Origin of the sequence: Anabaena sp. FACHB-83 (assembly GCF_014697485.1) — a bacterium.
In the GTDB taxonomy this organism is placed as follows: domain Bacteria; phylum Cyanobacteriota; class Cyanobacteriia; order Cyanobacteriales; family Nostocaceae; genus Nostoc_B.
This window is the reverse complement of sequence record NZ_JACJRY010000007.1, coordinates 141,441-166,290: the sequence shown is the minus strand read 5'-3', so window position 1 is coordinate 166,290 and position 24,850 is coordinate 141,441. Positions and strand designations below refer to the sequence as shown.

Sequence of the window (24,850 nt, the reverse complement as noted above, 5' to 3'; positions counted from 1 at the left end):
CTATGAAAGGTTTTGCTTTAGCTGTGTTTGGAGCTTCTTTCCTGCGGTAAGGTAATACCCAAGCGTCGTTGCAACGCTTCTACCACCTCTTCCGCCGATTTTTGACCAAAGTTTTTGATTTCCAGCAAATCTTCTTGGGTAAAATCCAATAAGTCTGCCACAGAATTAACTTGTGCGCGTTTGAGACAGTTGTATGCCCGCACAGAAAGTTGCAATTCTTCGATGGGAATTTGAGCAGTTGGATCGTCTGGAACATCAGAACCAATATCTGTTGGTTCTAACGAAATGTCCTTCAGTGGGTTGAATAAATCTACCAAAATACTGGCAGCTGAGGATAGTGCTTCTTGGGGAGAGACACTGCCATTTGTCCAAACTTCTAATAACAGTCTGTCTTTGGTAATCGAGCCATCTGCACGGGCTTCTTCAACACTATAGTTGACTTTTCGCACTGGCATAAATACTGAGTCGATTTGCAAAAAGTCCAAAGAAGTGGCTTCTTCCCGCCCTCGTTCTACGGTACGATAACCCTTACCGCGTTCGATGCGAAATTCCATTTCCAGCTTACCGCCCTCAGCGAGAGTCGCAACATACTGGGTAGGATCAACAACTTCAACTTCACTAGGCAAATCAAAATGAGCGGCTGTGACTGTTGCTGGCCCGGTAACGAGTAATCTGCCAATTTGGGGTTGAGAAGAGTAACTTTTGAGAATAACTTCTTTCATTCTCATCAAGATTTCTAGCACGTCTTCCCGCACACCAGGAACTGTAGCAAACTCATGTGTCACACCTGCAATTCGCACTGCGGTCACGGCTGTTCCTTCCAAGTTGGACAACAACACCCGCCGCAGTGCATTACCCACAGTTGTACCTTGACCACGCTCTAGGGGTTCTAAGACAAACTTGCTGTAATGGCTCCGACTTTCTTCTGTACTTGACTCTACACATTCAATTTGAAACTGCGCCACGGAGTAGCCTCCCTTAATTAAGGTGCTGCTAACAATTAATTGCCTATTCAATTTACTTCTGCCCTCGGCTTGCTTCCGGCTGATCAAATTACCCAACTCTAGTGGGGTAGCTGACCTGCTGATGAAGCTTGTGGGCGATTATCCATAATTAATATGGTGTTGCGGATAGTGCAGCAGCTCTCCCTCTAGGAAGAGCTAACTTGCTTTTTACCACCCAAGCATCCAGAAGTTATTTACTATTTACTCTGCTTGATAGCTAAAAACCAAGACTTTAGTAGCTATGACAAGTGAATTTTTAATTGCAACTTCTGGTATTTGTTACCCAACAAGTTTTATCTAGACTCGACGGCGCTTTGGTGGACGGCAACCATTGTGAGGAATTGGGGTAATATCCCGAATCAGGGTAATTTCCAGCCCTGCTCCTTGCAGTGCGCGAATCGCAGTTTCTCTACCAGCACCAGGGCCACTGACCATCACTTCAATTTGACGCATTCCTTGGTCAATAGCACGACGGGCGGCGCTTTCAGCAGCAGTTTGGGCTGCAAAGGGAGTGCCTTTTTTGGCTCCTTTAAAACCACTGGAACCAGCACTTGCCCAGGAAATAACATCGCCGTTTTGATCAGTGATTGTGACAATGCTATTGTTGAAAGTAGATTGGATGTAAGCAAGTCCGTTGGGTACGTTCCGCTTTTGCTTTTTACTCCCAGTTTTTTTAGTTGGTTGTCTCGCCATATTTGTTTAGTTAATTTAAGGAAAAACTTGCTCTGTTGAGCAAGCAATGAACAATTATTTGCCAGGAGCCTTCTTCTTACCAGCTACTGTCTGCCTTCTACCACGACGGGTTCTAGCATTAGTACGAGTTCTTTGTCCTCTAACTGGTAAACCCATGCGGTGACGGCGACCTCTGTAGGTTCCGATGTCAATTAGACGCTTGATGTTCATCCCTTCCAAGCGTCGCAAGTCACCTTCTACTTGATAGTTACTTTCTATTTCTGCACGTAGGGCTGCGACATCGGCATCACTTAAGTCTTTCACACGAGTGTCTGGATTGACACTTGTAGCCGCCAGAATTTCCTGCGACCTTGATAATCCAATTCCATAAATGTAAGTTAGACCAATCTCTACGCGCTTGTCGCGTGGCAGGTCTACGCCGGCAATACGTGCCACAATAAATCTCTCCCTGTTGTTCTCGCAATTTCTCTTGGTTAAGATGTGGGTGATTGATATGCCACATCTAGGGGTTTTTTGGTGATTTTTTCCTAGTCACGGTTAACTTCCCAATACTGAGAGTGTTATCCTTGACGTTGTTTATGCTTGGGGTTAGAGCAAATCACCATAACGCGACCACGACGGCGAATCACGTTACACTTTTCGCAAATTTTTTTGACAGAGGCTCGAACTTTCATGCCTTTCTTAATTGACTCCAAATATAAAATTATAGCATTTCTAGAAAAATATTACAGTTAAGTAAATGAGAATCTCCCAACAAGTTGATTTTATGGTAAGATCCTTCACATATAACTAGTTTTTTCTGGATTTAATTATTTTTTCCGCAATCTATAGGTAATTCGGCCTTTTGTCAGGTCATAGGGAGTGAGTTCAACCTTGACGCGATCGCCTGGCAAAATCTTGATGTAGTTGCGGCGAATTTTTCCAGAAATGTGTGCCAGTACGTTAAAACCATTGTCCAGGTCTACACGAAACATCGCGTTTGGCAAGGACTCAGTAACCGTACCTTCCATTTCAATCAAATCTTGTTTAGACAACTTTTTTGTTCCTCAACTCAACAGTTTTCGGTTCGCTGGCAGCTTTTATCTGCAACAGAACACAATTTGAGAAATATATCAACAGTTTATTAATATATCTTAGCTAAAATCGATCAGCATACTCTTGCCAGAGTTCAGTGAAGAATGGGGAGTAGTGAGTGGTGAATTTTATGATTCCCCATAACTACTCCTACATCTCCAGCTAGGAAACTAAAATTTGTTTCAATTCACTAGTGACTTCTTCTTGGGATTGATTACCATTGACTGTTAATAGCCTTTGGCGTTCACTATAGTAGTTGATCAAAGGTGCAGTTTCATTCCGGTACACTTCTAGACGACGACGAATCACCTCTTCGGTATCATCTTTTCTTCCTCTAGCCAGTAACCGTGAAATTACAATGTCATCTGGTGCATCTAAGTTAACTACTCTTTCGCCACCTTGAGCAGTTTTCGCTAACAATGCCTCTAAAAAAGCTGCTTGCGTCACTTTGCGAGGAAAACCGTCTAAAATCCAACCGGATTTGGCATCTGATTGACCTAGACGTTCCTCCACTAAATCTTGCACCAATTGATCAGGAACCAACTCACCGCTATCAACGTAACTTTGAGCTTTGACTCCCAAAGGAGTTTGCTCTTTCATGGCTTGCCTCAAGATTTCACCAGTGGAAATATGAGGGATATGCAGGTGTTCTGCCAAAACCTGAGCTTGAGTTCCTTTGCCCGCACCCGGTGGCCCCAAGAAGATTAGTCGCGTCACTATTGTTTCACCATTCCTTCATAACGCTGAGAAATAACGTAGGTTTGGACTTGTTTTGCGGTGTCAATTGCCACACCAACTAGAATTAACAATGAAGTAGCACCCAGTCCCTTGAAGGTTGGTACTTTCAACGCACTTTCCACGGCGGTAGGAATAATCGCAACCAAGCCTAAAAAGATAGCTCCCAAAAAAGTTAAGCGGTTAATAACTCGCTCAATATACTCACTGGTTGCTTTCCCTGGACGAATCCCAGGAATACTCGATCCCATTTTTTTCAAGTTTTGAGCTACATCAACTGGGTTGACAATCAATGAAGAGTAGAAGTAGCTAAAGAAAACAATGGAAGTTAAATACACCAAGGCATACACCCAAGGTGCAGAACCACCAGGGCTGAGATAGGTATTGACGATGTTCGCCAAGTCAGGATTTTTTGTAAAGTTGGCAATGAGTAATGGCAAACTCAAAATGGCAGCCGCAAAAATAATTGGCATCACACCACCAGAGTTGAGCCGCAGGGGTAGATAACTACGCTGTTCTGCCAAAACTCTTCTACCTACTTGACGACGAGCTGAAATGATGGGGATGCGGCGAATACCTTCCTGCACAAAGACAATGCCCACGATGGTGGCCAAGAAGACCAACACCAGCACAATTACCCGACCCACGATTTCTCGACCGCCAACTTGTACTAAGTCGATGGTGTCGCCTAGAGATTTGGGTAGCGAAGCAACAATGTTGACAAAAATCAACAATGATGCACCATTGCCAATACCTCGTTCTGTGATCAGTTCGGATGCCCACATAACAAACATAGAACCTGCGGTGAGAGCGATCGCAGTTTCAGCTACAAATAGCGGTCCAGGAGTTAAAGCAAATTGTTGCAAAAATAAGGCAGAAAAAGCCGTACTTTGGATAATTGCCCAACCTACAGTCACGTAGCGGGTAATTTGCGAAATTTTCCGCCTTCCTGCTTCGCCTTCGTTTTTCTGTAAATTTTCTAAAGATGGGATAGCCGCAGTCAGCAATTGGATGATAATGGACGCATTAATAAAGGGCAGAATCCCTAAAGCAAAGACTCCCAAAGTAGAAAGTCCCCGCCCAGAAAAGATATCCAATAAACCGAATATAGAATTGTTGCCGGAAATTGCTTCAGCAAATCTAGCTCGGTCAATTCCCGGTACAGGTAAAAAGATACCTAGGCGAACCAAAATTAAAATACCGACAGTAACAAGCAGCCTGCCTCTTAGCCCAGCTGCTTGTGCCATCTGCATAAAAGTTTCTTGAGCCGTTGGGGCTTTATCTCGACTGATCATAGAGTGCTACCTTTGTCGTGAACCAGGCACTGGAAGGGAGTTGGCAGGTATTTAAGTGCGCGGTTGGGCTTCACCCTAAAACTTCACAACTTCCTCCAGCTGCCTCAATTTTGCTACGAGCTTGACCTGTGAAAGCTGCCGCTTTGACGTTGAGGGCAACGTTCAATTCCCCATTACCCAAAATTTTCAATGGCCCTTTGGCAGAGGTTAAAATCCCGGCTGCTTTTAAGGATTCCAATGTTACTTCTGTGTTGGCAGGAAGAGAGGCTAACTTCTCTACATTTATCGTAGTGTAAATCTTGCGATTCACAAGTGGAAAGCCTTTCAGCTTGGGTATACGGCGGTACAATGGCTGTTGACCACCTTCAAACCCTGGTCTGGTACTACTACCAGAGCGAGATTTTTGACCCCGCATACCTAGACCGGCACTGGCACCTTGACCAGCAGAAATACCTCTGGCTACACGGCGACGGCGTTTTTTAGAGCCTTTTTGGGGCTTAACATCGTTGAGTCTCATGATGTTATTTGTATTGTTTACAAGAACTCGGTGAGTGAAGCTCTACTAAATGTAGAGTTTGTCAATAGCGATACCACGGTCTTCAGCAACTTCCGCCAAAGTACGCAGGGTAGATAAAGCGTTAACTGCGGCTCTAGCATTATTGAGTGGGTTGTTAGAACCAAGTTGTTTAGCAAGAACGTTGCGAACTCCGGCTAATTCCAATACAGTCCGCACAGCACCACCAGCAATTACACCGGTACCAGGTGCGGCTGGGCGCATGATGACTTTTGCACCACCACCAACGCCATCAATGGGATGCGGAATGGAATTAGATTTGGTAATCGGAATGTCAATGAGATGTTTTTTGCCATCGGCTACGCCTTTTTTCACAGCACCGATAACATCTGAGGCTTTACCTACTCCCACACCGACTTGACCGCGTTCGTTCCCAACAACGACAATGGCACGGAAGCTGAGTTTTTTACCACCCTTAACTACCTTGCTCACCCGTCGGATTTGGATGACGCGCTCTTGCCAGTTAGTTTCTTCTTTTTTTGCGCGGTTAGCTTTACGACGACCTGTTGCCATAATTCATGCTCTCTAAATGTCATTTGTCAATTGTCATTTGTCAGTTGTCACTTGTCCTTTGTCATTTACCTAATGACCAATGACCAATGACTAATGACTAATGACTTTAAAAATCTAAACCAGCTTCGCGTGCAGCATCCGCTAGTGTTTTGATGCGGCCGTGGTATATGTTACCACCACGATCAAAAACTACTTTTGTAATGCCCTTTTCTAATGCGCGGGCTGCGATTAACTTACCAACTTGCGCTGAGGCTTCGCAGTTAGCGCCAGAAGCTAAATTTGCTTTTAACTCTGCATCTAAAGTTGATGCTGCCACTAAAGTATGATGCTGAGTATCATCAATTACTTGGGCGTAAATATGTTGGTGAGAACGAAATACGGATAGGCGTGGGCGTTCGGGAGAGCCGTTTACCTTGCCACGAACGCGGCGGTGGCGGCGCTGTTTGGATTCTCTACGAGTAAGTTTCATGTTTATTTCTTACCTTTACCTCCGGTCTTACCAGCTTTGCGTCTGACTACTTCACCCGCATAGCGAATACCTTTACCTTTGTAGGGTTCTGGTGGTCGGACGGCACGAATCTTAGCGGCTGTATTACCGACTATTTCTTTGTCGTAACCACTAACGATGACGTTAGTGTTATTCTCTACGGCAAACTGAATACCATCTGGTGGCTCAATCTGTACTTGGTGACTGAAACCCATGTTTAACACCAGGTTGCGTCCTTGTACTTGGGCGCGATAACCAACCCCTTGAATTTCCAAACGACGTTGAAAACCTTGGGAAACTCCCTCTACCATGTTGGCTACCAATGTCCGGCTTAAACCGTGCATTTGGCGAGAGGTACGGGAATCATCTTTACGAACTACTTGTAAGGTTTCGCCTTCCTGGCTCACTGTTACTTGAACAGGTAAATCCCGTGAAAGCTCACCTTTGGGGCCTTTGACCACAACCTTAGTGCCATCAATTGTGATTTGCACTTTGGCGGGAATAGTAATTGGTCGTTTACCAATACGAGACATGATCTTTTGTCCTTTGTTATTTGTCCTTTGTTATTTGTCCTTTGTCCTTTGTCCTTTACTAATGACCAATGACTAATGACAAATGACTAATGACTACCAGACGTAGCAAAGTACTTCACCACCCAAATTCTGACGGCGAGCTTCACGGTCAGTCATAATGCCACTGGAGGTAGAAATAATGGCAATACCGATACCGCCTAATACTCTGGGTAGTTCTTTTCGGTTGGAATAAACACGTAAACCAGGTTTACTGATCCGTTTGAGGGCAGTAATCAAAGGCTGACGATTTTTCCCTTTGTATTTTAGGGCAATCACCAAGTGCCGTTTTACGCCTTCTTCGGCTTCTGTATATTCTGAAATGAATCCTTCTTCTTGTAGTACTTTGGCAATACTACGGGTCATTTTAGTGGCTGGCACTTGTGTTGTTTGATGCCTTGCCATATTGGCATTGCGGATGCGCGTCAGCATATCTGCAATTGTGTCGTTAGCCGCCATCGTTCCCTCTTTAGATGAACTTATTGATCGCGAAAGGGCATTCCCAATTCTTTGAGTAAAGCGCGGCCCTCTTCGTCATTTTTTGCTGTAGTAATAATCGAAATATCCAGACCACGAACTTGATCAATGCTATCGTATTCGACTTCTGGAAAGATTAGCTGTTCTCTTACGCCGAGAGTATAGTTACCACGGCCGTCAAAGCTTTTTGGGCTAATACCACGAAAGTCACGAATTCTTGGTAGTGTCAAGCTGATCAAGCGGTCGAGGAAAGCATACATTCTCTCGCCTCTGAGTGTAACCATAATCCCGACGGGCATACCTTGGCGAATTTTAAAGCCTGCGATCGCTTTTTTCGCTCTTGTCACTACGGGTTTTTGACCAGTAATGAGCGCAATTTCGTTGATAGAAGCTTCCAAAGCCTTAGCGTTTTGTGCTGCTTCGCCCAAACCTCGGTTCACAGTTACCTTGACCAACTTCGGTACTTGATGAACGTTGGTGTATTGAAACTGATTCGTGAGTTTCGGGACGATTGTCTCTTGATATAAAGTTTTGAGTCTTGTTGTCGCCATAGTTTTTGTCCTGAGATCCCTGGGCTTGGTCAGGGAAGATTATAGAGGATGAAGATAAAATAAGTAATATTTATACTTCAGGCTTTCAGCTTCATCCTTAATCAATAATCTCGCCAGTTTTTTTGAGTTTTCGCACCTTCTTGCCTTCGGGGGTAAAGGTGTAGCAAACGCGACTAGCGACATTTTGTTTGGTGGAATAGAGCATCACGTTAGAACTGTGGATTGGGTACTCTTGAGTTACAATCCGTCCAGATTCCCCTTCTTGTTGGGGTTTAACGTGCTTGGTCTTAATGTTGACACCTTTAACAACAACTTTGCTCAGTTGGGGCAATGCTTTAATCACTTCGCCAACTTTGCCTTTGTCTTTGCCGGCAATTACTTGCACGGTGTCACCAGTTTTGACGTGCATTTTATAGAATACTTTTTCCTTTTGGATAGGCATTACAGCACCTCCGGAGCCAGAGAAACAATTTTAGTAAAGTTCTTGTCGCGGAGTTCCCGTGCTACTGGGCCAAATACCCGTGTACCTCTAGGATTACCTTCTTTATTGATGATTACGGCGGCGTTATCATCAAAGCGAATAGTCATACCGCTATCACGACGGATGTTATGGCGGGTGCGAACAATCACAGCTTCCACAACATCTGATTTTTTCACAGCCATGTTGGGGATGGCATCTTTGACAACAGCGATAATGCGATCGCCGATAAAACCGTAACGGCTATTACCAGCACCTAACACCCGGATACACATTAGTTTCCGTGCGCCACTGTTATCTGCCACATTTAAGTAAGTTTGGGGTTGAATCACAATTGGTCTCCCTTGTGCAGTTGTTAGTGAAGTAACAACTTATGAGTTTTTAGTGTTGAGGATTTCTGTGACTTGCCAGCGTTTGGTTTTGCTCAGGGGTCTGGTTTCTTGAATCCGCACGCGATCGCCCACTTTGCATTTGTTTTCTTCATCGTGAGCTTTATAGCGGCGGGTTTTCACTACAATCTTGCCGTATTTGGGATGGGGAGCGCGGTTTTCAATGGCAACTACCACCGTTTTTTGCATTTTGTCGCTCACTACCAACCCAACTCGTTCTTTGATTGCCATAATCTCTTAGTTCTCTTCTTTAGGAGTTTGACTTGCTGCCCGTTTGCGCTCTCCCTCTACTGTCAACAGTTGGGCAAGGCGATGGCGAGCGTGGCGGAATTGGTGGGGTTTTTCTAGTTGTCTGGTTGCCTTTTGCAAGCGCAACTGAAACAGTTGTTTTTTAGTGGCGGCAATTTCCGCAGCTAATTGTTCGTCACTTAATTCTCTTGCTTCTGAAATCTTAGGAAGCGGCATAACCTACTCCTGCTCCTCTTCTATTTGAGGGCGCACAATAAATTTAGTTTTAATTGGCAGTTTGTATGCAGCTAGGCGCATAGCTTCACGGGCGATTTCTTCAGAAACCCCAGCGATTTCAAATAAAATCCGCCCTGGCTTCACTACTGCTACCCAAAATTCTGGATTACCTTTACCAGAACCCATCCGTGTTTCTGCTGGACGCATGGTTACAGGCTTATCTGGGAATATCCGAATCCAGATTTTACCACCCCGGCGGATATAACGTGTCATCGCCCGACGGGAAGCTTCGATTTGTCGAGAGGTAATCCAAGCTGGTTCTTGGGCTTGGAGGGCAAAATCGCCAAAGTTGAGGGTGCTACCCCGGTGGGCTAGACCCGCCATTCGCCCGCGCTGTTGTTTGCGGAATTTAGTTCTTCTAGGACTTAACATGATTTTTCATCTGTCGTTTGTCATTTGTCATTTGTCATTTGTCATTACTCAGGACTAATGACAAATAACGATTTAGCCTTCATTGGAACGGTCTTCAAACTGCTGACGACGGCGCTGTTGTTGACGGCGACGCGGCTCACGTTCGCGGGTGGCGGGTTGGGGTTGAGTTTCTTCCTGTCCAGGAATAATTTCTCCTTTAAATACCCACACTTTGATGCCCAAAATACCGTAAACGGTTTTGGCTGTGCAGTAAGCGTAGTCAATATCAGCCCGTAAGGTGTGTAGAGGTACTCTACCTTCGCGCGTCCATTCTGTCCGGGCAATTTCCGCACCGTTGAGCCGACCACTGACTTGAATTTTAATTCCTTGAATACCAGCACGTTGCGCCCGTTGAATTGCTTGGCGGACTACGCGACGGAAGGAAACCCGACGTTCTAATTGTTGGGCGATGTATTCCGAAATTAAGTAAGCATCGGCATCAACTCGTTGGACTTCGACGACGTTAATCCGAATCTGGCGAGTACCGCCTAATAAATCTTGCAGTCCAGTACGTAAGGATTCGATACCTTGTCCACCACGACCTACAACTACACCAGGGCGGGCTGTGCGTACTTCTAAATCAATTTGGTCTGCTTTGCGCTCAATTCTAACTTCGGAAATACCAGCGTTGTTTTGAGCGAGTCTACCCAGTTTTTGTTCGATGTAATTACGTAGTTTGTAATCTTCTTGTAAAAGTTCTGGATAGCGTTCAGGATCTGCGTACCACCGGGATTGGTGTTCTTGGGTAATTCCGAGGCGAAAGCCAACTGGATGAATTTTTTGTCCCACAAATGCTTCCTCTAAAGTTCTGGTAATTATTCCACAGTCTCACCAGCAGCTACAGCTACTGTGATGTGACATGTAGGTTTGCGAATTTGGTAAGCTCGACCTTGCGCTCTAGGTTGGAAACGTTTTAGGACTGGGCCTTGATCGGCATAAGCTTGAGTAATTACCAGTTGGGCGCGGTCTAGACCTGCATTGTGTTCAGCATTGGCGGCTGCGCTTCTAATTAGTTTTAGTACTGGTTCACAAGCCCGATAAGGCATAAATTCCAGAATAATTAACGCTTCTCTGTAAGACCGCCCCCGAATTTGATCGAGTACGCGACGCACTTTAAAGGGAGACATGCGTATATAACGGGCGATCGCTTTTACTTCTGTAGTATTAGTTGCCATGTTTTTCTCCTTGTCGTTTGTCATTCGTCATCTGTCATTTGTCATTTGTCAGTTGCAAAGGACTAATGACAATAGACAAAGAACAAACTATCTACCCGCTTTTTTGTCACTTTTGCCATGACCCCTGTAGGTGCGTGTTGGGGCGAATTCTCCCAACTTATGACCTACCATCTGATCGCTGATAAACACGGGGACGTGTTGTCTACCATTGTGAACAGCGATCGTATGTCCCACCATCTGGGGCAGAATTGTTGAGGCTCTTGACCAAGTTTTAATGACTTGCTTTTCGTTTCTCTCGTTCAGCTTTTCAATTTTGCTGAGTAAGTGATCGGCAACGAAAGGCCCTTTTTTTAGTGAACGACCCATAGTTAAATTTTGGTTTTAGGATTTGGGCTTTTGGATTTATTTAGTTGGATTTTAGATAATTTCTCAATCTAAAATCCAAAATTTCAAATCTAAAATTTTAAGACTGACGACCACCACGACCGCGCTTAGAAGATTTACGACGACGGCGTACAATCAATCTACTGCTAGGTTTCTTGGGCTTGCGTGTCTTGGCTCCCAATGTTGGTTTACCCCAAGGTGTGACTGGGCCAGAACGACCAATGGGCGCTCTACCTTCACCACCACCATGTGGGTGATCAACTGGGTTCATGACGCTACCTCTAACTTTCGGGCGGCGACCTTTCCAGCGATTACGTCCAGCTTTACCTGCACTCAGGTTTCTAAAGTCCGTGTTGCCTACTTGCCCGATGGTAGCGTAGCATTCACGCCGCACCATCCGCACTTCCCCAGAAGGCAACTTGAGGGTGACATAATTACCTTCTTTCGCCACTACTTGCGCTGTCGCACCAGCAGCACGAACAATTTGACCACCCTTACCCGCAGTCAGTTCTACGTTATGTACGTTTGTACCTAAAGGAATGTTTGCCAGTGGTAAAGCATTACCATCTTCAATGGGAGACTCAGGGCCAGCCATTAAGGTTTTACCTACAGTCAAGCCATTCGGTTGCAGGATATAGCGTTTTTCCCCATCCTGATATTGCAGTAGGGCAATACGAGCGTTGCGGTTGGGATCGTACTCGATCGCTAACACTGTAGCGGGAATGTTACGCTTATCTCTTTTAAAATCAATAATTCGATAAAGTCTTTTATGTCCGCCACCCCGGCGACGGCTGGTTATCCGCCCTTGATTGTTGCGACCTTTGGCGCGATGGACGTACACCGTCAGAGACTTTTCTGGATCTTTTTTAGTAATTTCCGAAAAGTCGGAGATTGTAACTTGACGAGTACTGGGGGTATAAGGGCGATAAGAACGAGTACCCATTTTTTGTTAGACCTCTGGGAATAGAATCTGTCTAATCTTTTGTGCGTCCCCAGGTGAGACGGTGACAATAGCTTTCTTATATTGGGGCTTGTAGCCAATAAATTTGCCCACGCGACGTTTTTTCCGTGGCTGTGTAGCAGTGTTGATTTTGACTACTTTGACTTGAAACAAGTCTTCGATCGCTGCTTTAATATCTGGCTTGGTAGCTTTCAGAACTACTTCAAAAGTGTATTGATTCTGTTCCATCAGAATCGTTGCTTTTTCGGTGACAATCGGGCGACGCACCAAGTCAGGCAGATCACGGGGCGCAATCTTAGGCATTGTAGACCTCCTGAATTTTTTCTAATGCTGGTGCTGTAACCACAAGCTTGTCAGCGTGCAGCAAATCATAAACATTCAACTGATCTGCGGCAATAATTTTTAAGTTCTCGACGTTGCGTCCTGACAGATAAACGGTTTCGGCAATCTCAGACAAAATTAACAGGGTCTTTTGTTCTGGGCTTACTCCCCAACGCACTAAAGCTGCCAATAAATCTTTAGTTTTCGGACGAGAAAGTTCGTTGCTAAATTCTTCGACCACAATCAAATCATCAGCACGGCTCACAAAGGCTGTGCGTAATGCCAACCGTCGTTCTTTCCGGTTCATTTTCAGGTCGTAATCTCTGGGTTTAGGCCCAAAAATCACACCACCACCACGCCATAAGGGTGAACGAATCGAACCAGCACGAGCGCGACCTGTGCCTTTTTGCCGCCAAGGTTTGCGGCCACCACCTCTAACTTCTGCGCGAGTTTTTGTACTAGCGGTTCCTTGACGAGCATTGGTTGTTTGTCTAACCAAGGCACGATGTACAATATGGGCCGCTGTTTCTTCTTTGGCAACTCGCAAGTCGAACGTCTTTTGTCCGACTTCCTCTCCTTGCCAGTTTTTAACTACAGTCTCAACCATTTTTTTGTCCTTTGTCATTTGTCTTTTGTCATTAGTCCTTTGTCATTTGTCTTTAGCTAATAACCAATGACTAATGACCATTGACGATTGACTATTTACCAACTTTCTTTGCGGGTACAACACTCACTAAGGAACCTGGTTTACCAGGAATTGCACCTTTAATGAGTAATAAGTTGCGTTCTGCGTCTACACGCACAACTGTCAATTTACTAATGGTGACGCGGGTACCGCCCAAGCGCCCTGCCATTCTTTTTCCTGGATACACACGACCGGGTGTTGTACCAGCACCAATGGAACCGGGCGCTCTGTGGTTTTTAGAACCGTGAGACATTGGCCCGCGACCAAAGTTATTCCGCTTTTGGTTGCCTGCAAAACCGCGACCGATACTTGTACCAATTACATCTACGATTTGACCAGCAGTAAAAATATCTGCTTTGATTTCTTGACCTAATGTATATTCGCTGGAATTATCTATGCGAAACTCACTCAGGTGACGTAAAGCTGGCGCTGATGATTTGGCTAAGTGACCCAATACGGGTTTATTGAGAGCTTTTGGTTTAACTTCGCCATAACCAAGTTGAATGGCGGTATAACCGTCAGTTTGCTTTGTTTTGACTTGTGTAACAGTGCATGGCCCTGCTTGAACAACAGTGACAGGAATTGCTACTCCTGCCTCGTCAAATATTTGGGTCATGCCCAGCTTGGTGCCGAGAATACCTACAGACACAGTAACTGGTTCTCCTTTTTACTTACTGAGCAGATTCATCGGGATGTTCGGTGGTTTTCTGACTGAGGGAGGACGATCCTCAGTAATTTCCAGCAACTAATGTTGCTTTCTCTTATCCAGAAAACAAAAACCGTTCCCTAAATTTTGGTTGAATCCGTTTACCTGAATTCAGTTGCTTACTAGAACAGCCATGAGTTGCTTCCAAACGGATCACAAATCTCTGTTTTTAAGGCAATGCTCTAAAGCTTTGCTTTTCGTGCAGCAATGCTCTCGTCCAAGCAGTTGCTTAGGCACTTTTTGGAGGCTGCTTTTTTGGTGGCCTCCTTGTGGTAGAAGGACTTAAGTAGTTAATTACCACTCAGTATCCCTATAACTAAGGCTTTTGTACTACTACAGCACTAGTATTACAACTCAGTTTCTACGTTCAGGATTACCTTAAACTACTGTTCAAGGTTTTGCCTGGTTTATCCGGGTTACAGGAAAGAATCCAAATTGTATCCGGCTTATGGCTTTGATTACTTCGCCATAATTATATTTGGTGAACATCAAGGCTTTTTTAGTTTAGCAGTCTCTTGGTAGCTTGGCTTAACTTAATAACTTGATTCTGTTTAATCAGAGGTTAGATGTTACGCTCATACGACTCACCAGGGAAGGCTTTATTTTGCCGTTTGGTCACAATCTCACATTATAGATGAGGGGTGTGATGTTTGTCGAGTATTTTGTCAGGACTCACTCAATGGTTTTGAATAAGGTCACTTCGACTGCGCTCAGTGACCTGACCTGATTTAAAACCCTGACACTGTTCGGTTGACGCTCACGGCGCAGCCCTATGCCCTTTTACCCAGTCTCCACAGAAAATCTTGGTGTGTAAGTCCTGAGTAAGTTGCATATATCTATATTATTAGGTGAATAAAATAAGCTTTTAGAAGTGATTTGCTTTGTTGGGCAATACTTTGGCAAGTTTTGGACTAGTTGCTATCTGAAGACACCTTAAATATTTTACTTAACAGTAAATAATAGAGATATGTAAGTGGGATAGGATAAACGAAAATCTATGGCACTGATTACCACTGGCAATGGTTTAATCCGAGATTTGGAGAAATTTGGCGCTCTCGGTACGTACGTCCCTTTAGAGGGAGGTTTTGAAGGTCGATATCGCCGCCGACTGCGTGCTGCTGGCTATGTGACTTTAAATATAACTGCTAGGGGATTGGGCGATGTAGCGGCCTATCTTACTGGAGTTCATGGTGTGAGACCGCCTCACTTGGGTAAGAAAAGTACTGGTAGTGGTGCGGCTGTGGGTAGTGTCTACTATTTACCCCCAATTGTTAACTATCAGTTAGAACAGTTACCACCAAAATCTAAGGGTTTGGTGCTGTGGATCATTGAAGGGCATATTCTGTCTGATCAAGAAATTGAGTTTTTAGCAGAATTGCCGAAACTGGAACCCAAAGTCAAAGTAGTGGTGGAAAGAGGCGGTAGTCGTGCTTTCAAATGGAAGCCTTTGACAGCTACCTTCGCGGTTAGTTCTCAGGCTGTGTAATTTTTTCGATTACAACAAAGGCGATCGCATCTCTGATTGTACAGGTGCGATCGCCTTTGTTTTTCATGAGCAAAATAACTCCGGCTCGACGTGAAAAAACTGTCCTAAAACCTTGGCCTGTTCTTCTGTGATTTCTTGCTCTCCATCAAGTAACTTAGTCACTATCTCACTTGAACCCAGTACTTCCACCAAATCAGATGGCTGTAAATTTCGAGCATCCATCAAATGCAACAGTCTGGAACAAGAAGTTGAAGCATTAAGTTGATAGTACTTTTCTTCAAAATCTTCGATGAGTTTGACTAATAATTCTAACAATGTATCTTCTTCTGGACTTAAGTCAGGACGAGCCAGTAATTCTTCAACCACTGCCAAAAATTTCTCATTTTCTGACTCAGTTTTGATGATGCGGGGTTGATAGTGTAACAATAACTCACCGTAAATTGTGGAATTAATAGTATGGGTCATGCTTCCAGTCGTCTTTGTCATAATTGGCATGAGTCAAAACGTACTTGATGTAGATAACCTGCTTCTCGTAATTAATACTGGTAATTAAGCGATATTTATTGCCTTTAATATTAAAAACTGTAAAGTTACTAACAGCTTCAGCTTTTGGGTAGACTGTTTGTACCTCAATCAGGTTAGCCCAGTTTGCTTTGCTTGCTGCCTGAAACCAGTCATCAAGTGCTTCGCGCGAATCAGCGTGTATTTGGCAAAATTCTCGAAGCTTTTTCCGACTTATGACGTGCATCATATAATCATTTTATTTTTTAATATCCTCGGCGAGTAGTCACCAGGCTTGACACCTCGCAAACTAGCGCAAAAAAAATCACACTTGTGTTTACAAGTGCGAGACGATCGCTTATTTTTTAGTAGAAGTTGCGATTATGTTTAGAAAAACTGCGATCGCGCTTTGATGCTTACTTCTCTCATTTTTTATGCCAAATTACTATTCAGCACTTAAAGACCGTTCTATCGCACGTCTAATGTAACGCTGATAAGGGATACCCTCTTTCTTGGAAACAGATTTAACTTTTTCTAGCATCTCCTCAGACATCCGTACATTCACACTTTTGTCTTTAGGCTTAAATTCAAAAGTTACTGGCTTGAAATTATCAGGAGTAAGATAATCTGACAAATCTTCTTCTAAGAGTGCCTCTATTTCTTCATCAGTTTTAAGTCTTGGGAAAGTTTTGTCCATATTTCTGTACCTCTGTGTCTCTCATATATCTGGCACTGATCGGTCTAATGAGTATTTCATCCTGTTTATTTCGGAGCGTAAAAGCCACAAAAATGTACTTTTGTTGGCTTGAAATCCCTATGGCTAAATACCTATCTTCATCCTGAGAATGTTTTATATCTGGTGCAATCAGAACACCCGATTGTTGAAACAGGTACTCAATTTCTTCTTTAGAAACACGATTCCAGCATTTGGCAGAGTTCCCTTTATCCCAATCAAAGCCATTTACACTTTCAAGCATAACTCTGAAATCTACATTTGTATATACAAATGTAGCAATATCTCAAACATTTCAAAAATTTGCTTTTTAAGCATTGAGGCGATCGCCCACTATATTACTATCCACTTCAATATATTTAGAAGCATTTTCTCTCTAGATAACTAATATCAAGCTAAAAACCACTTTTTAGAAATTATTTAACTTCACATAAATAAAAAAATGTCTATTGTAAACATTTATATCAATTATGAGTGAGCAAATGGGTACTTTAAGGATCTGAGGGCTTTAGGGTACTAGTAGATTTATGAATCATATATTGGATGCCGATCAAATCGGTGGGTTAATAGCGGGGGAAAATTTAGTCATCTCTTGTTGTTATTTCATTATTGGTAGCGTCATTGGTTTTGGAGTGTGGCGTAATCGACAAGCAGGTGTTGACCCACTGGTAGTTACAGTAGCTGGGATTTTTTTAAGCTGCGCTTTTGGTCACGGCTTGCATGTAGTGGGAATGCTGGGTTTGGTTAATTCCCATTTTTGGCAAGCAATAGCGGATTTGTTGACAGTTGCGATCGCATTACGCTTTCTCAGTTTCTATAAAAGTTTTGATTTACTTGCTTGTTTCAGTCAGATATTCGCTTCAAAAATCGAACTGGAAAACAAGAATCAACTCTTGGAAAATACGATGACAGAACTCAAGCAGACACAGATGCAGTTAGTCCAACAAGAAAAGATGTCAAGTTTAGGACAATTAGTAGCTGGGGTTGCACATGAAATTAATAATCCGATTAACTTTATTCACGTTAACTTGACTTATGTCGAAGAATATGCTGATTATTTATTGAGCATTGTCAATGCTTACCAAGCGCATTTTCCGGTTTTACCCTTGCCCCTTCACAGGCTAATTGAAGAAGTTGATTTAGACTTTTTGCAAGAAGATTTACCAAAAATTTTAAATTCAATGAAAGTAGGAAGCGATCGCATCCGGCAAATTGTCATATCATTACGAAATTTCTCGCGCTTGGATGAAGCGGAACTGAAAGTGGTGAATATTCACGAAGGTATTGATAGTACTCTGATGATTTTGCATCACCGCCTGCAAGCAAAACCAGAGCGTCCAGAAATTAAGGTGATCAAAGATTATGCTAATTTGTCGGAAGTAGAGTGTTATCCGAGTTCACTCAATCAAGTGATGCTGAACATTCTCACAAATGCGATAGATACCCTAGAAGAGAAAATTACGCAAAAATCTCATTCAGAAATTCAAGATAATCCACCTCAAATTACAGTCAAAACTTCTTTGACGGCAGACAAATGGGTAGAAATCACGATCGAAGATAATGGAGTGGGGATTCCTGAACAGCTTCAGCCAAGAATTTTTGACCCATTTTTCACAACAAAACCCGTAGGTAAGGGTACAGGAATTAGTATGTCAATTAGTCATCAGATAATTGTCGAAAGACATCATGGTAAATTAATCTGTCTTTCCACCTTTGGTCAAGGAACAGCGTTTGTCATACAAATTCCGTTGAAACAAAACACCTATGCGCTTGTTTAAGGTTATGGTTGTGGTAGAAATACAAAGTTTTGTGGGCTTTTGAAATAGCTATAAAAAAGTTGCGATCGCACTTTGTTTAGTATCTACCTTGCGTTACTAGTATGTTGATATGCGATATGAAGACCATCCAGATTTTTATGCGCGTGTCTTCGCCAGAGTTTTAGGATGTCTACTTCCTGGGGAGATTACCATTATTCTCTTTCCAGGACATGGGTTAGTGCGAACAGAAGCAATCCCAACGCAGCTGATTCCTGAAAGCTTGAGAATGCCCAACAGTGAATTTTATGTGTTGTTCAAACATCCTGGGCGCGAAATGATCAGAATTTTGCAAATTGACGAATTTTGCCCAGAAATTGATATGTAGCACCACAAAGCTTTTACCCCTGTCACCTGTAACCTATTACCTGTCCCCTGCTATAAGTCAGAATTGAGGCTCAAATTGTTTTAAATTGCAAATAACAGCTTGTTTAGATAGCAGGTGAACGGTTATAGGATGAGATGACAGTGATCTTATCTACCTTTTATCAGTTCAGATTGGTTTTAGATTCATATTTGGGCGATCGCTAGTTGGTGTTATGGGTGCGATCGCTCAATTTTTGTGATCGAATGGCGATCGTGCTTTGTTGAATATCAGCCTTTTAACTGGCTATTCTATGGCAAAACCGTTATTTCTCTTGATTGATAGCCAATTTACGGTGGATAGATTCGAGATAGAGAACATAATAAGTTTCGATAAATTGCAAGTATCCAGTCGTACAAGTACTGGGGTTACAGTATTAAAAATGTTATTTATTTGAGATTGTTAGACAAAGAAATATACTGAGAAAACAGCCCAAAATAGGCGGATAAAGTTTATTCTAAATTTGCTTAATACATAAAATAATTTATACAATCTATGGAACTTATTACTTATGCTAGAGAAGTCGGTAATAAGTATAAGAACATGAACAGAATCTGGCGTATTTTAATGGTTTCTAGCTTGGTTGGCTTAGGTACTTTAGTTAATGCTAAAGCCCAAGCAGCTTCTTTTGAAATTGACTCTACTTATACTTTCTTGAAAACTCAGTCTGATACAACTTATTACAATAATGTTCAGACAATTGCAGGTAATACTAAAGCCATCTCTTTAGCTGATTTAGGTCTTGAAGCTGGAAGCACAATTCGTTTAAGTACTTCTGGCGCATTTAACTGGAGTGTTTGGAACCCTGGACAAAGAAACGATATGATTGGGGTTTTCAGTGCTTCGGATACATTGCTTGATTCTTCTTTTCAACAACGTGTAGCTGATGCTATTAGTCTTGATGCTGAAGATGCCAGTAAGTATGCCTATACAGACGCAAACTGGACTTCTAACACTTTATTTGACACCACTAATCAAGCAGGTTCTACTTACGACGGCTCAAAAGGTGCTTATATGTGTAATGGAGCAACTTTAAGTGATGTTAATAGAACTTGTGGTCAAAAAACATTGTTTGATGGTGTATTCGGAATCTTAGGCGAGATGACAATTAAGATTCCCACCAACGCGAAGTTTTTATTCTTGGCGGTTAATGATATTTTCTATAGTGACAACACTGAAAAAATGTTAGTTGATATCACTAATACAGAATCTGTCAATACAGTAGCCAGCGCCAAATATGTAAATGAGACAACTTCTGTTCCTGAACCAAGCGCAGTTGTTGGCATTGCAGCTACACTTGCATTGGGTTTAAGAATGAAGTCTAAAAAACAGGTGGCTAATTAATTTCCTGGACAGAATTCAGAATCATGAATAAATCAAGGGTCTGCTAGATATAAATTTGAATATTCTCATCATATTATTCATCAAACTCTGAGCAATTTTGACTTCGGGATTCTGGATTCTTGTACTTTATTGCAGATTTTATTAGTAAAGGAGAAATATTTAATTTAGGGAAAAATATTTATCAATTCTCAAACTGTTTGATTTACTGGATTAATTTTTTGGCGATCGCTATTCTGAATTACAGATGCGGCCGCCTTTTTTATTGATGGTTATTAAGCTATTTCATCAAGTTTAAACCTAAAAATAAAGCCGCAATAGTTCCTGACACTGAAATTTCACCTTGATAGATTTTATCTAATACTTCCGCTACAGGAATTAAAATTACTTCAATTTCTTCTGTAATATCTAAATTCTGTTCCCCAACTTTTATCACATTCTCAGCTAAAAATAAATGTATGCGGTTGGTATCTTTGCTGGGTTTATCATAAAAAACAGTGACTTTTTTAACTTGTTGAGCTAGATAACCAGTTTCTTCTTGTAATTCTCGGATGGCGGCGATTTCCGCACTTTCTTGGGTGGGGTCAAAATGTCCGGCTGGTAATTCGATAAAAAAATCGGCGACTGCGTGTCGGTATTGGCGGACGAAAACAATTTCTTGATTACTGGTAATTGGCAAAATAATGGCAATTTCTGGTTTAATACTGACAAAATAATCATCAATCACCTTGCCGTTAGGTAATTCGATTTTATCTTGCCTGACTTTGCACCAAGGATGGTTTAATACCATTTCTGATTGCAAGATTTTCCATTTCTTGAGATTGCTCATAGATGCTAATTAATAAATGTAAAAAAGTATAACAGATGTAGAAAATCGGCTAAAATCACTTAAACTATTTTCTGCCCTAGCCATCATAGAGCAGTCTTATTTGAGAATGAAGAAAAGAGACAAGGTAGACAAGGTAGACAAGGTAGACAAGGTAGTCCCGATGAAACAAACTTCATAGCCAAGTATGAAAGTGGGACTAGCATTTTTACTCAGCACTCAGCACTTTCAGGTCAGAGAGATGTTTGTATATCGTTTAGGATTGCTATAGAGCAGACTTATGCAAGTAGAAGTCAAGGTATTTACTGTCAATAAACGATTTCCCTTAACTATTAGTCGGGGGACAACTGCACAGACAACGAATGTCTGGGTAAAAATTTCGCAAGATGGCGTTGAGGGCTGGGGTGAAGCATCACCGTTTGGGGTGGGGAATCATGCTCAAAAAACCGAGCAAATCAAAGATGCGATCGCTCAAGTTATACCATTATTAACAACTTTCAGCCCATTGCAGAGACAGCAAGTTGAGCAGTTGTTAATTCAACAGCAAATTCCTTCATCGGCGCGGGCGGCTGTAGATATGGCAATGCACGATTGGTTGGGTAAGTTTGTTGGTTTACCGCTGTGGCAGATTTGGGGATGCGATCGCAATCTCATTGTCCCGACTTCGGTAACTATTGGCATAAATTCACCAGAGGGCGCTAGGGCGAGGGCGCGGGACTGGTTAAATTATCTGGATGTGCGGCTGTTCAAGGTGAAATTAGGTAGCCCCGATGGTATTGAGGCAGATCAGCAAATGCTATTAGCAGTCCAACAAGAAGCACCAAATCTAGAATTTTTTGTGGATGCAAATGGTGGTTGGAGTTTGCCAGATGCAATTAAGATGTGTCATTGGCTGGCTGATTTAGGTGTAAAGTATGTAGAACAGCCACTAGCAAGGGGTCAGGAAGAAAGTTTAGCCAAACTCAAACAAGAGTCACCCCTACCGATTTTTGTTGATGAAAGTTGCTTTACTAGCGTTGATATTCCCCATTTGGCAAACTACGTGGATGGAATTAATATCAAACTGATGAAGTCAGGGGGCTTAACCGAAGCATTGCGAATGGTACACACAGCGCGGGCTTACAATTTACAAGTGATGTTTGGCTGCTATTCTGACAGTTCACTCGCTAACACAGCCGCAGCACAATTAGCACCACTCGCTGATTATTTAGATTTAGATAGTCACCTCAACTTAGTTGATGACCCATTTATGGGTGCATTAGTAGTAGAAGGAAAAGTTTTACCAAACGATTTACCAGGCTTGGGGGTACAATACAGTGCGTTTGCCGCTTAATCAACGAATCGCTATTCTGCTGCATGAAGGAACTACAGGAACACAGGGCAAAACCGGGTTGGCAATTTTACGCTACAGTGAAGCCCCGATTGTCGCAGTAATTGATAAGGTAAGTGCTGGTAAGTCTTTGCCAGAATTAACAGGTATCAAGCGTGATGTGCCGATTGTAGAATCTGTCACCGCAGCTTTAGCATATAAACCCGAAGTATTGGTAATTGGAATTGCGCCCAAAGGTGGTGCTGTACCTGATGATTATTGGATAGAAATTAAAAATGCCCTAGCGGCTGGGATGTCTTTGGTGAATGGGTTACACACACCATTGGCGACGATGGCAGAGTTAAATGCCATTCTCAAACCAGGACAGTTAATTTGGGATGTCCGCAAAGAACCACCAAATATAGAAGTGGCGAGTGGGATGGCGCGGACGCTTCCCTGTCGCCGGGTGTTGACGGTGGGAACAGATATGGCGATTGGGAAAATGTCTACTAGTTTAGAATTACACTGGGCGGCAAAGTTACGGGGTTGGCGTTCTAAGTTTATCGCTACAGGTCAAACTGGTTTGATGTTAGAAGGTGATGGTATCGCTTTAGATGCTGTCCGTGTAGATTTTGCGGCTGGTGCTGTGGAACAAATAGTGATGCGCTATGGCAAAAACTATGACATTCTGCACATTGAAGGACAAGGTTCGCTGTTACATCCTGGTTCTACTGCTACCTTGCCTTTGATTCGCGGTTCCCAACCTACACAACTAGTATTAGTACATCGGGCAGGACAAACTCATAACCGGAATAATCCCCATGTCCCGATTCCGTCGTTAATGAAAGTGATTCAAATGTATGAATCTGTAGCGAGTGCGGGTGGTGCTTTTGGGAAAGTGCCTGTGGTGGGTATAGCGTTGAATACTGCACATTTAAATGAGTTTGCAGCCCAAGAAGCGATCGCCCAAACTACAGCCGAAACCGATTTAGCTTGCACTGATCCGGTGCGGTTTGGGGCTGGGTTGTTGTTAGATGCAGTCATGCGAAGTGACGTGTGAAGTAAGGTGCGTGACATTTTATTCACGCATCCTACAAAATTGGCGATCGCACCGCACCCAACCTACGAAATTCTGCTACCGAAGTCTGAAATTTCACACTTCAGACTTTTTTAAACCTCCGGGGGCTTCAACATTCGCCAAATTTCCCCATCAATCTGCACCAAATACTCAGGCTCCAACTCACCAATTTTACGAATAATTCGCTTAGGATCGATCGCTCGCATCTGAAAAACCATTGCTACCGAAAGCAATGTCAAACCATTCAGCACTGATGGCTCAATCCTTACAGTAAATGGAAACCTTGATGCCCCCAAGGAAGAAGTAACTGGGACAATCATTAACATGGGCGAAACCGCAATGTCTGTTTGAACAGCGATCGCTGGGCGATTACCTTGTTCTTCTCGTTTATCTGAATCTGGTAAACTTACTAACAGAACATCCCCTCTCACTATCTCATTCTCCCAGAGATGCCAGCATTCCTTCTGTAGTCAGCCAATCCTCGTCACTTGCTGCTTCCCATGCTGCAAATTCGACCTCTAACTCATTGGGTATTTGTACCAGCAAAGGAGTCAGCAGTGCGACAATCTCTCCACTCACTGAATTTCCATGAGCTTGCGCTCGTTGTGCGATCGCCTGATATAGTTCCATCGGCAATGTCACTTGAGCATCAATGTCACCTGAACCATTCATAAGAACTGAGATATCGATAGAATATCTTATTCATTGTATTGCGATCGCACTGAAATTTTACACTTCCAACTTTGTTTGACAGCGATCGCAAGTTCCTTGGACAGTCACTTCATAGCGTTCGGCTTTTAACCCCGAACGCAGTTTATTCAAATCAATACACTGAAAGGTATTCCAATCAATGTCTTCAATTGCACCACAACAGTTGCAGCGAAAATGATGGTGTGGCAAAACTTTGGCATCGTAACGTGAGACACCTTCTTCTAACAGCACTTCTCGCACTAAGCCGACTTCCCGTAAGGCTTGCAGTGCAGCATATACTGTGGCTTGAGAAGAAGTAGGTGCATCTTGATTCAAGCTTGTCAGAATTTGATCTACTGTGGGGTGGTCTTCTCGCCCTAGTAGATTGGCATAGACGGCGAAGCGTTGAGGCGTTACTCGCAATCCCTTACCCTTGAGTGTTTTGACAATCTCATCAGCTTTTTGCTGCATAGCATTCACTTGAATCATATTAACAGAAATAGATCACTATTATAACCTTTTTCAGAAAGATAAATTGTAGAGAGTACTTCTCACTAATATATAAGTCTTAGTTCAGAATAGTTATGCTTTTATCATATCAGTTCAAACAGCAAAACTTGATCATTCTCAGTGCTGAGTCAGAAAAAAATACTCAACACTTTAGTACTATGATAAATACCACGCTCGTGGGCGGTCTTTTA

Annotated in this window: 39 protein-coding genes; 6 read left to right on the top strand and 33 right to left on the bottom strand. The window is 42.9% G+C overall.

The genetic code is table 11. The features are described 5' to 3' along the window. Positions 1-17: 17 nt before the first annotated feature. The 25 genes from H6G79_RS11420 to rplC all read right to left on the bottom strand — a co-directional run bounded on the left by H6G79_RS11420 (position 18) and on the right by rplC (position 13,950). Positions 18-965 carry a DNA-directed RNA polymerase subunit alpha gene (locus H6G79_RS11420; RefSeq protein ID WP_015113408.1) on the bottom strand — a complete coding sequence of 316 codons (948 nt, stop codon included), beginning with the start codon at positions 963-965 and terminating at the stop codon, positions 18-20. A gap of 336 nt (positions 966-1,301) precedes the next feature. Beyond that, positions 1,302-1,697 (bottom strand): 30S ribosomal protein S11, encoded by a 396-nt coding sequence (gene rpsK / locus H6G79_RS11415; RefSeq protein WP_015113409.1) that lies wholly within the window; start codon positions 1,695-1,697, stop codon positions 1,302-1,304. A 54-nt stretch (positions 1,698-1,751) separates the two neighbouring features. Further along, positions 1,752-2,132, bottom strand: coding sequence for a 30S ribosomal protein S13 (gene rpsM, locus H6G79_RS11410; RefSeq protein ID WP_062291702.1), 381 nt, complete (start codon positions 2,130-2,132; stop codon positions 1,752-1,754). A gap of 125 nt (positions 2,133-2,257) precedes the next feature. Beyond that, positions 2,258-2,371, bottom strand: a complete 114-nt coding sequence (rpmJ, locus tag H6G79_RS11405) for a 50S ribosomal protein L36 (protein WP_015113411.1) — start codon at positions 2,369-2,371, stop codon at positions 2,258-2,260. 135 nt (positions 2,372-2,506) lie between these two features. Beyond that, complete coding sequence (gene infA, locus H6G79_RS11400) at positions 2,507-2,731, bottom strand: translation initiation factor IF-1 (protein ID WP_006276978.1); 225 nt, start codon at positions 2,729-2,731, stop codon at positions 2,507-2,509. 202 nt (positions 2,732-2,933) lie between these two features. Then, positions 2,934-3,488, bottom strand: a complete 555-nt coding sequence (locus H6G79_RS11395; RefSeq protein ID WP_190588748.1) for an adenylate kinase — start codon at positions 3,486-3,488, stop codon at positions 2,934-2,936. Beyond that, a complete protein-coding gene (secY, locus tag H6G79_RS11390) occupies positions 3,488-4,801 on the bottom strand; it encodes a preprotein translocase subunit SecY (protein ID WP_190588747.1) in 1,314 nt (437 codons plus the stop codon). The genes H6G79_RS11395 and secY overlap by 1 nt, the downstream gene beginning before the upstream one ends. 70 nt (positions 4,802-4,871) lie before the next feature. Beyond that, positions 4,872-5,318 (bottom strand): 50S ribosomal protein L15, encoded by a 447-nt coding sequence (gene rplO, locus H6G79_RS11385; protein WP_190588746.1) that lies wholly within the window; start codon positions 5,316-5,318, stop codon positions 4,872-4,874. Positions 5,319-5,363: 45 nt separating this feature from the next. Further along, entirely contained in the window at positions 5,364-5,888 is a 525-nt protein-coding gene (rpsE, locus tag H6G79_RS11380) for a 30S ribosomal protein S5 (protein WP_062291712.1), read from the bottom strand. A 106-nt stretch (positions 5,889-5,994) separates the two neighbouring features. Next, on the bottom strand, positions 5,995-6,357 hold the full coding sequence (rplR, locus tag H6G79_RS11375) for a 50S ribosomal protein L18 (protein ID WP_190588745.1): 363 nt from the start codon (positions 6,355-6,357) through the stop codon (positions 5,995-5,997). A gap of 2 nt (positions 6,358-6,359) precedes the next feature. Beyond that, positions 6,360-6,908: a 50S ribosomal protein L6 gene (gene rplF / locus H6G79_RS11370; RefSeq protein WP_190588744.1), complete on the bottom strand. Its 549-nt coding sequence runs from the start codon at positions 6,906-6,908 to the stop codon at positions 6,360-6,362. A gap of 93 nt (positions 6,909-7,001) precedes the next feature. After that, positions 7,002-7,403 (bottom strand): 30S ribosomal protein S8, encoded by a 402-nt coding sequence (rpsH, locus tag H6G79_RS11365; RefSeq protein WP_190588743.1) that lies wholly within the window; start codon positions 7,401-7,403, stop codon positions 7,002-7,004. Positions 7,404-7,423: 20 nt separating this feature from the next. Beyond that, positions 7,424-7,972, bottom strand: a complete 549-nt coding sequence (rplE, locus tag H6G79_RS11360) for a 50S ribosomal protein L5 (protein ID WP_190588742.1) — start codon at positions 7,970-7,972, stop codon at positions 7,424-7,426. A gap of 97 nt (positions 7,973-8,069) precedes the next feature. Then, complete coding sequence (gene rplX, locus H6G79_RS11355) at positions 8,070-8,414, bottom strand: 50S ribosomal protein L24 (protein ID WP_190588741.1); 345 nt, start codon at positions 8,412-8,414, stop codon at positions 8,070-8,072. Beyond that, positions 8,414-8,782: a 50S ribosomal protein L14 gene (gene rplN, locus H6G79_RS11350; protein ID WP_062291728.1), complete on the bottom strand. Its 369-nt coding sequence runs from the start codon at positions 8,780-8,782 to the stop codon at positions 8,414-8,416. Before rplN ends, rplX begins: the two co-directional genes overlap by 1 nt. A 39-nt stretch (positions 8,783-8,821) precedes the next feature. Further along, complete coding sequence (gene rpsQ / locus H6G79_RS11345; RefSeq protein WP_015113422.1) at positions 8,822-9,070, bottom strand: 30S ribosomal protein S17; 249 nt, start codon at positions 9,068-9,070, stop codon at positions 8,822-8,824. Between the two features lie 6 nt (positions 9,071-9,076). After that, on the bottom strand, positions 9,077-9,304 hold the full coding sequence (gene rpmC / locus H6G79_RS11340; protein WP_190588740.1) for a 50S ribosomal protein L29: 228 nt from the start codon (positions 9,302-9,304) through the stop codon (positions 9,077-9,079). A gap of 3 nt (positions 9,305-9,307) precedes the next feature. Next, positions 9,308-9,736, bottom strand: coding sequence for a 50S ribosomal protein L16 (gene rplP / locus H6G79_RS11335; protein WP_190588739.1), 429 nt, complete (start codon positions 9,734-9,736; stop codon positions 9,308-9,310). Between the two features lie 72 nt (positions 9,737-9,808). After that, positions 9,809-10,564 (bottom strand): 30S ribosomal protein S3, encoded by a 756-nt coding sequence (gene rpsC / locus H6G79_RS11330; RefSeq protein ID WP_190588738.1) that lies wholly within the window; start codon positions 10,562-10,564, stop codon positions 9,809-9,811. A gap of 26 nt (positions 10,565-10,590) precedes the next feature. Beyond that, positions 10,591-10,950, bottom strand: coding sequence for a 50S ribosomal protein L22 (rplV, locus tag H6G79_RS11325; RefSeq protein ID WP_190588918.1), 360 nt, complete (start codon positions 10,948-10,950; stop codon positions 10,591-10,593). A gap of 87 nt (positions 10,951-11,037) precedes the next feature. Next, a complete protein-coding gene (rpsS, locus tag H6G79_RS11320) occupies positions 11,038-11,316 on the bottom strand; it encodes a 30S ribosomal protein S19 (RefSeq protein WP_190588737.1) in 279 nt (92 codons plus the stop codon). Between the two features lie 97 nt (positions 11,317-11,413). Further along, positions 11,414-12,277: a 50S ribosomal protein L2 gene (gene rplB / locus H6G79_RS11315; RefSeq protein WP_190588736.1), complete on the bottom strand. Its 864-nt coding sequence runs from the start codon at positions 12,275-12,277 to the stop codon at positions 11,414-11,416. Positions 12,278-12,283: 6 nt separating this feature from the next. Then, positions 12,284-12,598: a 50S ribosomal protein L23 gene (locus H6G79_RS11310; protein WP_190588735.1), complete on the bottom strand. Its 315-nt coding sequence runs from the start codon at positions 12,596-12,598 to the stop codon at positions 12,284-12,286. Further along, positions 12,591-13,223, bottom strand: a complete 633-nt coding sequence (gene rplD, locus H6G79_RS11305) for a 50S ribosomal protein L4 (protein ID WP_190588910.1) — start codon at positions 13,221-13,223, stop codon at positions 12,591-12,593. Before rplD ends, H6G79_RS11310 begins: the two co-directional genes overlap by 8 nt. Before the next feature lie 91 nt (positions 13,224-13,314). Next, positions 13,315-13,950 carry a 50S ribosomal protein L3 gene (gene rplC / locus H6G79_RS11300; RefSeq protein ID WP_190588734.1) on the bottom strand — a complete coding sequence of 212 codons (636 nt, stop codon included), beginning with the start codon at positions 13,948-13,950 and terminating at the stop codon, positions 13,315-13,317. Between the two features lie 1,054 nt (positions 13,951-15,004). Here rplC and H6G79_RS11295 point away from each other — a divergent pair. Then, on the top strand, positions 15,005-15,493 hold the full coding sequence (locus tag H6G79_RS11295) for an NAD(P)H-quinone oxidoreductase subunit N (RefSeq protein WP_190588733.1): 489 nt from the start codon (positions 15,005-15,007) through the stop codon (positions 15,491-15,493). A 63-nt stretch (positions 15,494-15,556) separates the two neighbouring features. On the opposite strand, the gene H6G79_RS11290 is transcribed toward H6G79_RS11295, so the two are convergent. The 4 genes from H6G79_RS11290 to H6G79_RS11275 form a co-directional block, all read right to left on the bottom strand. Further along, the gene (locus tag H6G79_RS11290) at positions 15,557-15,958 is read right to left on the bottom strand and encodes a type II toxin-antitoxin system HigA family antitoxin (RefSeq protein ID WP_190588732.1); all 402 of its coding nucleotides are present in this window, start codon (positions 15,956-15,958) and stop codon (positions 15,557-15,559) included. After that, positions 15,942-16,241, bottom strand: coding sequence for a type II toxin-antitoxin system HigB family toxin (locus H6G79_RS11285; protein ID WP_190588908.1), 300 nt, complete (start codon positions 16,239-16,241; stop codon positions 15,942-15,944). Before H6G79_RS11285 ends, H6G79_RS11290 begins: the two co-directional genes overlap by 17 nt. 198 nt (positions 16,242-16,439) lie before the next feature. Beyond that, a complete protein-coding gene (locus H6G79_RS11280; protein WP_190588731.1) occupies positions 16,440-16,691 on the bottom strand; it encodes a CopG family antitoxin in 252 nt (83 codons plus the stop codon). Next, the gene (locus H6G79_RS11275; protein ID WP_190588730.1) at positions 16,666-16,971 is read right to left on the bottom strand and encodes a BrnT family toxin; all 306 of its coding nucleotides are present in this window, start codon (positions 16,969-16,971) and stop codon (positions 16,666-16,668) included. Before H6G79_RS11275 ends, H6G79_RS11280 begins: the two co-directional genes overlap by 26 nt. Before the next feature lie 283 nt (positions 16,972-17,254). Here H6G79_RS11275 and H6G79_RS11270 point away from each other — a divergent pair, with 283 nt between their 5' ends. The 3 genes from H6G79_RS11270 (at position 17,255) to H6G79_RS11260 (ending at position 20,249) form a co-directional block, all read left to right on the top strand. Then, positions 17,255-18,505 (top strand): sensor histidine kinase, encoded by a 1,251-nt coding sequence (locus tag H6G79_RS11270; protein ID WP_190588729.1) that lies wholly within the window; start codon positions 17,255-17,257, stop codon positions 18,503-18,505. Positions 18,506-18,614: 109 nt separating this feature from the next. Further along, complete coding sequence (locus tag H6G79_RS11265) at positions 18,615-18,869, top strand: hypothetical protein (protein ID WP_190588728.1); 255 nt, start codon at positions 18,615-18,617, stop codon at positions 18,867-18,869. A 531-nt stretch (positions 18,870-19,400) separates the two neighbouring features. After that, complete coding sequence (locus tag H6G79_RS11260; RefSeq protein ID WP_190872685.1) at positions 19,401-20,249, top strand: hypothetical protein; 849 nt, start codon at positions 19,401-19,403, stop codon at positions 20,247-20,249. A gap of 277 nt (positions 20,250-20,526) precedes the next feature. Here the strand turns inward: H6G79_RS11260 and H6G79_RS11255 are convergent, their stop codons facing one another. Continuing rightward, positions 20,527-21,075, bottom strand: coding sequence for an NUDIX hydrolase (locus H6G79_RS11255; RefSeq protein WP_190588726.1), 549 nt, complete (start codon positions 21,073-21,075; stop codon positions 20,527-20,529). 277 nt (positions 21,076-21,352) lie between these two features. Here H6G79_RS11255 and H6G79_RS11250 point away from each other — a divergent pair, with 277 nt between their 5' ends. Beyond that, on the top strand, positions 21,353-22,405 hold the full coding sequence (locus H6G79_RS11250; RefSeq protein WP_190588725.1) for a dipeptide epimerase: 1,053 nt from the start codon (positions 21,353-21,355) through the stop codon (positions 22,403-22,405). After that, on the top strand, positions 22,389-23,441 hold the full coding sequence (locus tag H6G79_RS11245) for a DUF1611 domain-containing protein (RefSeq protein WP_190588724.1): 1,053 nt from the start codon (positions 22,389-22,391) through the stop codon (positions 23,439-23,441). The genes H6G79_RS11250 and H6G79_RS11245 overlap by 17 nt, the downstream gene beginning before the upstream one ends. 110 nt (positions 23,442-23,551) lie before the next feature. Here the strand turns inward: H6G79_RS11245 and H6G79_RS11240 are convergent, their stop codons facing one another. Genes H6G79_RS11240 through H6G79_RS11230 form a run of 3 tightly spaced genes read right to left on the bottom strand, consistent with a single transcriptional unit; the run spans position 23,552 to position 24,620 of the window. Further along, positions 23,552-23,890 carry a type II toxin-antitoxin system PemK/MazF family toxin gene (locus H6G79_RS11240; RefSeq protein ID WP_190588723.1) on the bottom strand — a complete coding sequence of 113 codons (339 nt, stop codon included), beginning with the start codon at positions 23,888-23,890 and terminating at the stop codon, positions 23,552-23,554. Between the two features lie 4 nt (positions 23,891-23,894). After that, positions 23,895-24,131, bottom strand: a complete 237-nt coding sequence (locus tag H6G79_RS11235; protein ID WP_190588722.1) for an Arc family DNA-binding protein — start codon at positions 24,129-24,131, stop codon at positions 23,895-23,897. A gap of 57 nt (positions 24,132-24,188) precedes the next feature. Further along, positions 24,189-24,620, bottom strand: a complete 432-nt coding sequence (locus H6G79_RS11230) for a Fur family transcriptional regulator (RefSeq protein ID WP_190588906.1) — start codon at positions 24,618-24,620, stop codon at positions 24,189-24,191. Positions 24,621-24,850: the final 230 nt, after the last annotated feature.

Bases quoted from the DNA above. Each gene is read 5' to 3' on its own strand.
- rpsE (WP_062291712.1), bottom strand. From the start codon at position 5,888: ATGGCAACAGGTCGTCGTAAAGCTAACCGCGCAAAAAAAGAAGAAACT.
- H6G79_RS11235 (WP_190588722.1), bottom strand. From the start codon at position 24,131: ATGAATGGTTCAGGTGACATTGATGCTCAAGTGACATTGCCGATGGAA.
- H6G79_RS11270 (WP_190588729.1), top strand. From the start codon at position 17,255: ATGAATCATATATTGGATGCCGATCAAATCGGTGGGTTAATAGCGGGG.
- rplB (WP_190588736.1), bottom strand. From the start codon at position 12,277: ATGGGTACTCGTTCTTATCGCCCTTATACCCCCAGTACTCGTCAAGTT.
- rplV (WP_190588918.1), bottom strand. From the start codon at position 10,950: ATGGCAACTAATACTACAGAAGTAAAAGCGATCGCCCGTTATATACGC.
- rpsH (WP_190588743.1), bottom strand. From the start codon at position 7,403: ATGGCGGCTAACGACACAATTGCAGATATGCTGACGCGCATCCGCAAT.
- rplP (WP_190588739.1), bottom strand. From the start codon at position 9,736: ATGTTAAGTCCTAGAAGAACTAAATTCCGCAAACAACAGCGCGGGCGA.
- rpmC (WP_190588740.1), bottom strand. From the start codon at position 9,304: ATGCCGCTTCCTAAGATTTCAGAAGCAAGAGAATTAAGTGACGAACAA.
- H6G79_RS11290 (WP_190588732.1), bottom strand. From the start codon at position 15,958: ATGACCCATACTATTAATTCCACAATTTACGGTGAGTTATTGTTACAC.
- H6G79_RS11280 (WP_190588731.1), bottom strand. From the start codon at position 16,691: ATGGACAAAACTTTCCCAAGACTTAAAACTGATGAAGAAATAGAGGCA.
- rpsQ (WP_015113422.1), bottom strand. From the start codon at position 9,070: ATGGCAATCAAAGAACGAGTTGGGTTGGTAGTGAGCGACAAAATGCAA.
- H6G79_RS11230 (WP_190588906.1), bottom strand. From the start codon at position 24,620: ATGCAGCAAAAAGCTGATGAGATTGTCAAAACACTCAAGGGTAAGGGA.
- rplF (WP_190588744.1), bottom strand. From the start codon at position 6,908: ATGTCTCGTATTGGTAAACGACCAATTACTATTCCCGCCAAAGTGCAA.
- rplX (WP_190588741.1), bottom strand. From the start codon at position 8,414: ATGCCTATCCAAAAGGAAAAAGTATTCTATAAAATGCACGTCAAAACT.
- H6G79_RS11255 (WP_190588726.1), bottom strand. From the start codon at position 21,075: ATGAGCAATCTCAAGAAATGGAAAATCTTGCAATCAGAAATGGTATTA.
- rplR (WP_190588745.1), bottom strand. From the start codon at position 6,357: ATGAAACTTACTCGTAGAGAATCCAAACAGCGCCGCCACCGCCGCGTT.
- H6G79_RS11275 (WP_190588730.1), bottom strand. From the start codon at position 16,971: ATGCTTGAAAGTGTAAATGGCTTTGATTGGGATAAAGGGAACTCTGCC.
- H6G79_RS11295 (WP_190588733.1), top strand. From the start codon at position 15,005: ATGGCACTGATTACCACTGGCAATGGTTTAATCCGAGATTTGGAGAAA.
- H6G79_RS11250 (WP_190588725.1), top strand. From the start codon at position 21,353: ATGCAAGTAGAAGTCAAGGTATTTACTGTCAATAAACGATTTCCCTTA.
- rpsK (WP_015113409.1), bottom strand. From the start codon at position 1,697: ATGGCGAGACAACCAACTAAAAAAACTGGGAGTAAAAAGCAAAAGCGG.
- rplO (WP_190588746.1), bottom strand. From the start codon at position 5,318: ATGAGACTCAACGATGTTAAGCCCCAAAAAGGCTCTAAAAAACGCCGT.
- H6G79_RS11260 (WP_190872685.1), top strand. From the start codon at position 19,401: ATGGAACTTATTACTTATGCTAGAGAAGTCGGTAATAAGTATAAGAAC.
- H6G79_RS11285 (WP_190588908.1), bottom strand. From the start codon at position 16,241: ATGCACGTCATAAGTCGGAAAAAGCTTCGAGAATTTTGCCAAATACAC.
- rplE (WP_190588742.1), bottom strand. From the start codon at position 7,972: ATGGCGACAACAAGACTCAAAACTTTATATCAAGAGACAATCGTCCCG.
- rpsS (WP_190588737.1), bottom strand. From the start codon at position 11,316: ATGGGTCGTTCACTAAAAAAAGGGCCTTTCGTTGCCGATCACTTACTC.
- H6G79_RS11265 (WP_190588728.1), top strand. From the start codon at position 18,615: ATGCGATATGAAGACCATCCAGATTTTTATGCGCGTGTCTTCGCCAGA.
- rplD (WP_190588910.1), bottom strand. From the start codon at position 13,223: ATGGTTGAGACTGTAGTTAAAAACTGGCAAGGAGAGGAAGTCGGACAA.
- secY (WP_190588747.1), bottom strand. From the start codon at position 4,801: ATGATCAGTCGAGATAAAGCCCCAACGGCTCAAGAAACTTTTATGCAG.
- H6G79_RS11310 (WP_190588735.1), bottom strand. From the start codon at position 12,598: ATGCCTAAGATTGCGCCCCGTGATCTGCCTGACTTGGTGCGTCGCCCG.
- rpmJ (WP_015113411.1), bottom strand. From the start codon at position 2,371: ATGAAAGTTCGAGCCTCTGTCAAAAAAATTTGCGAAAAGTGTAACGTG.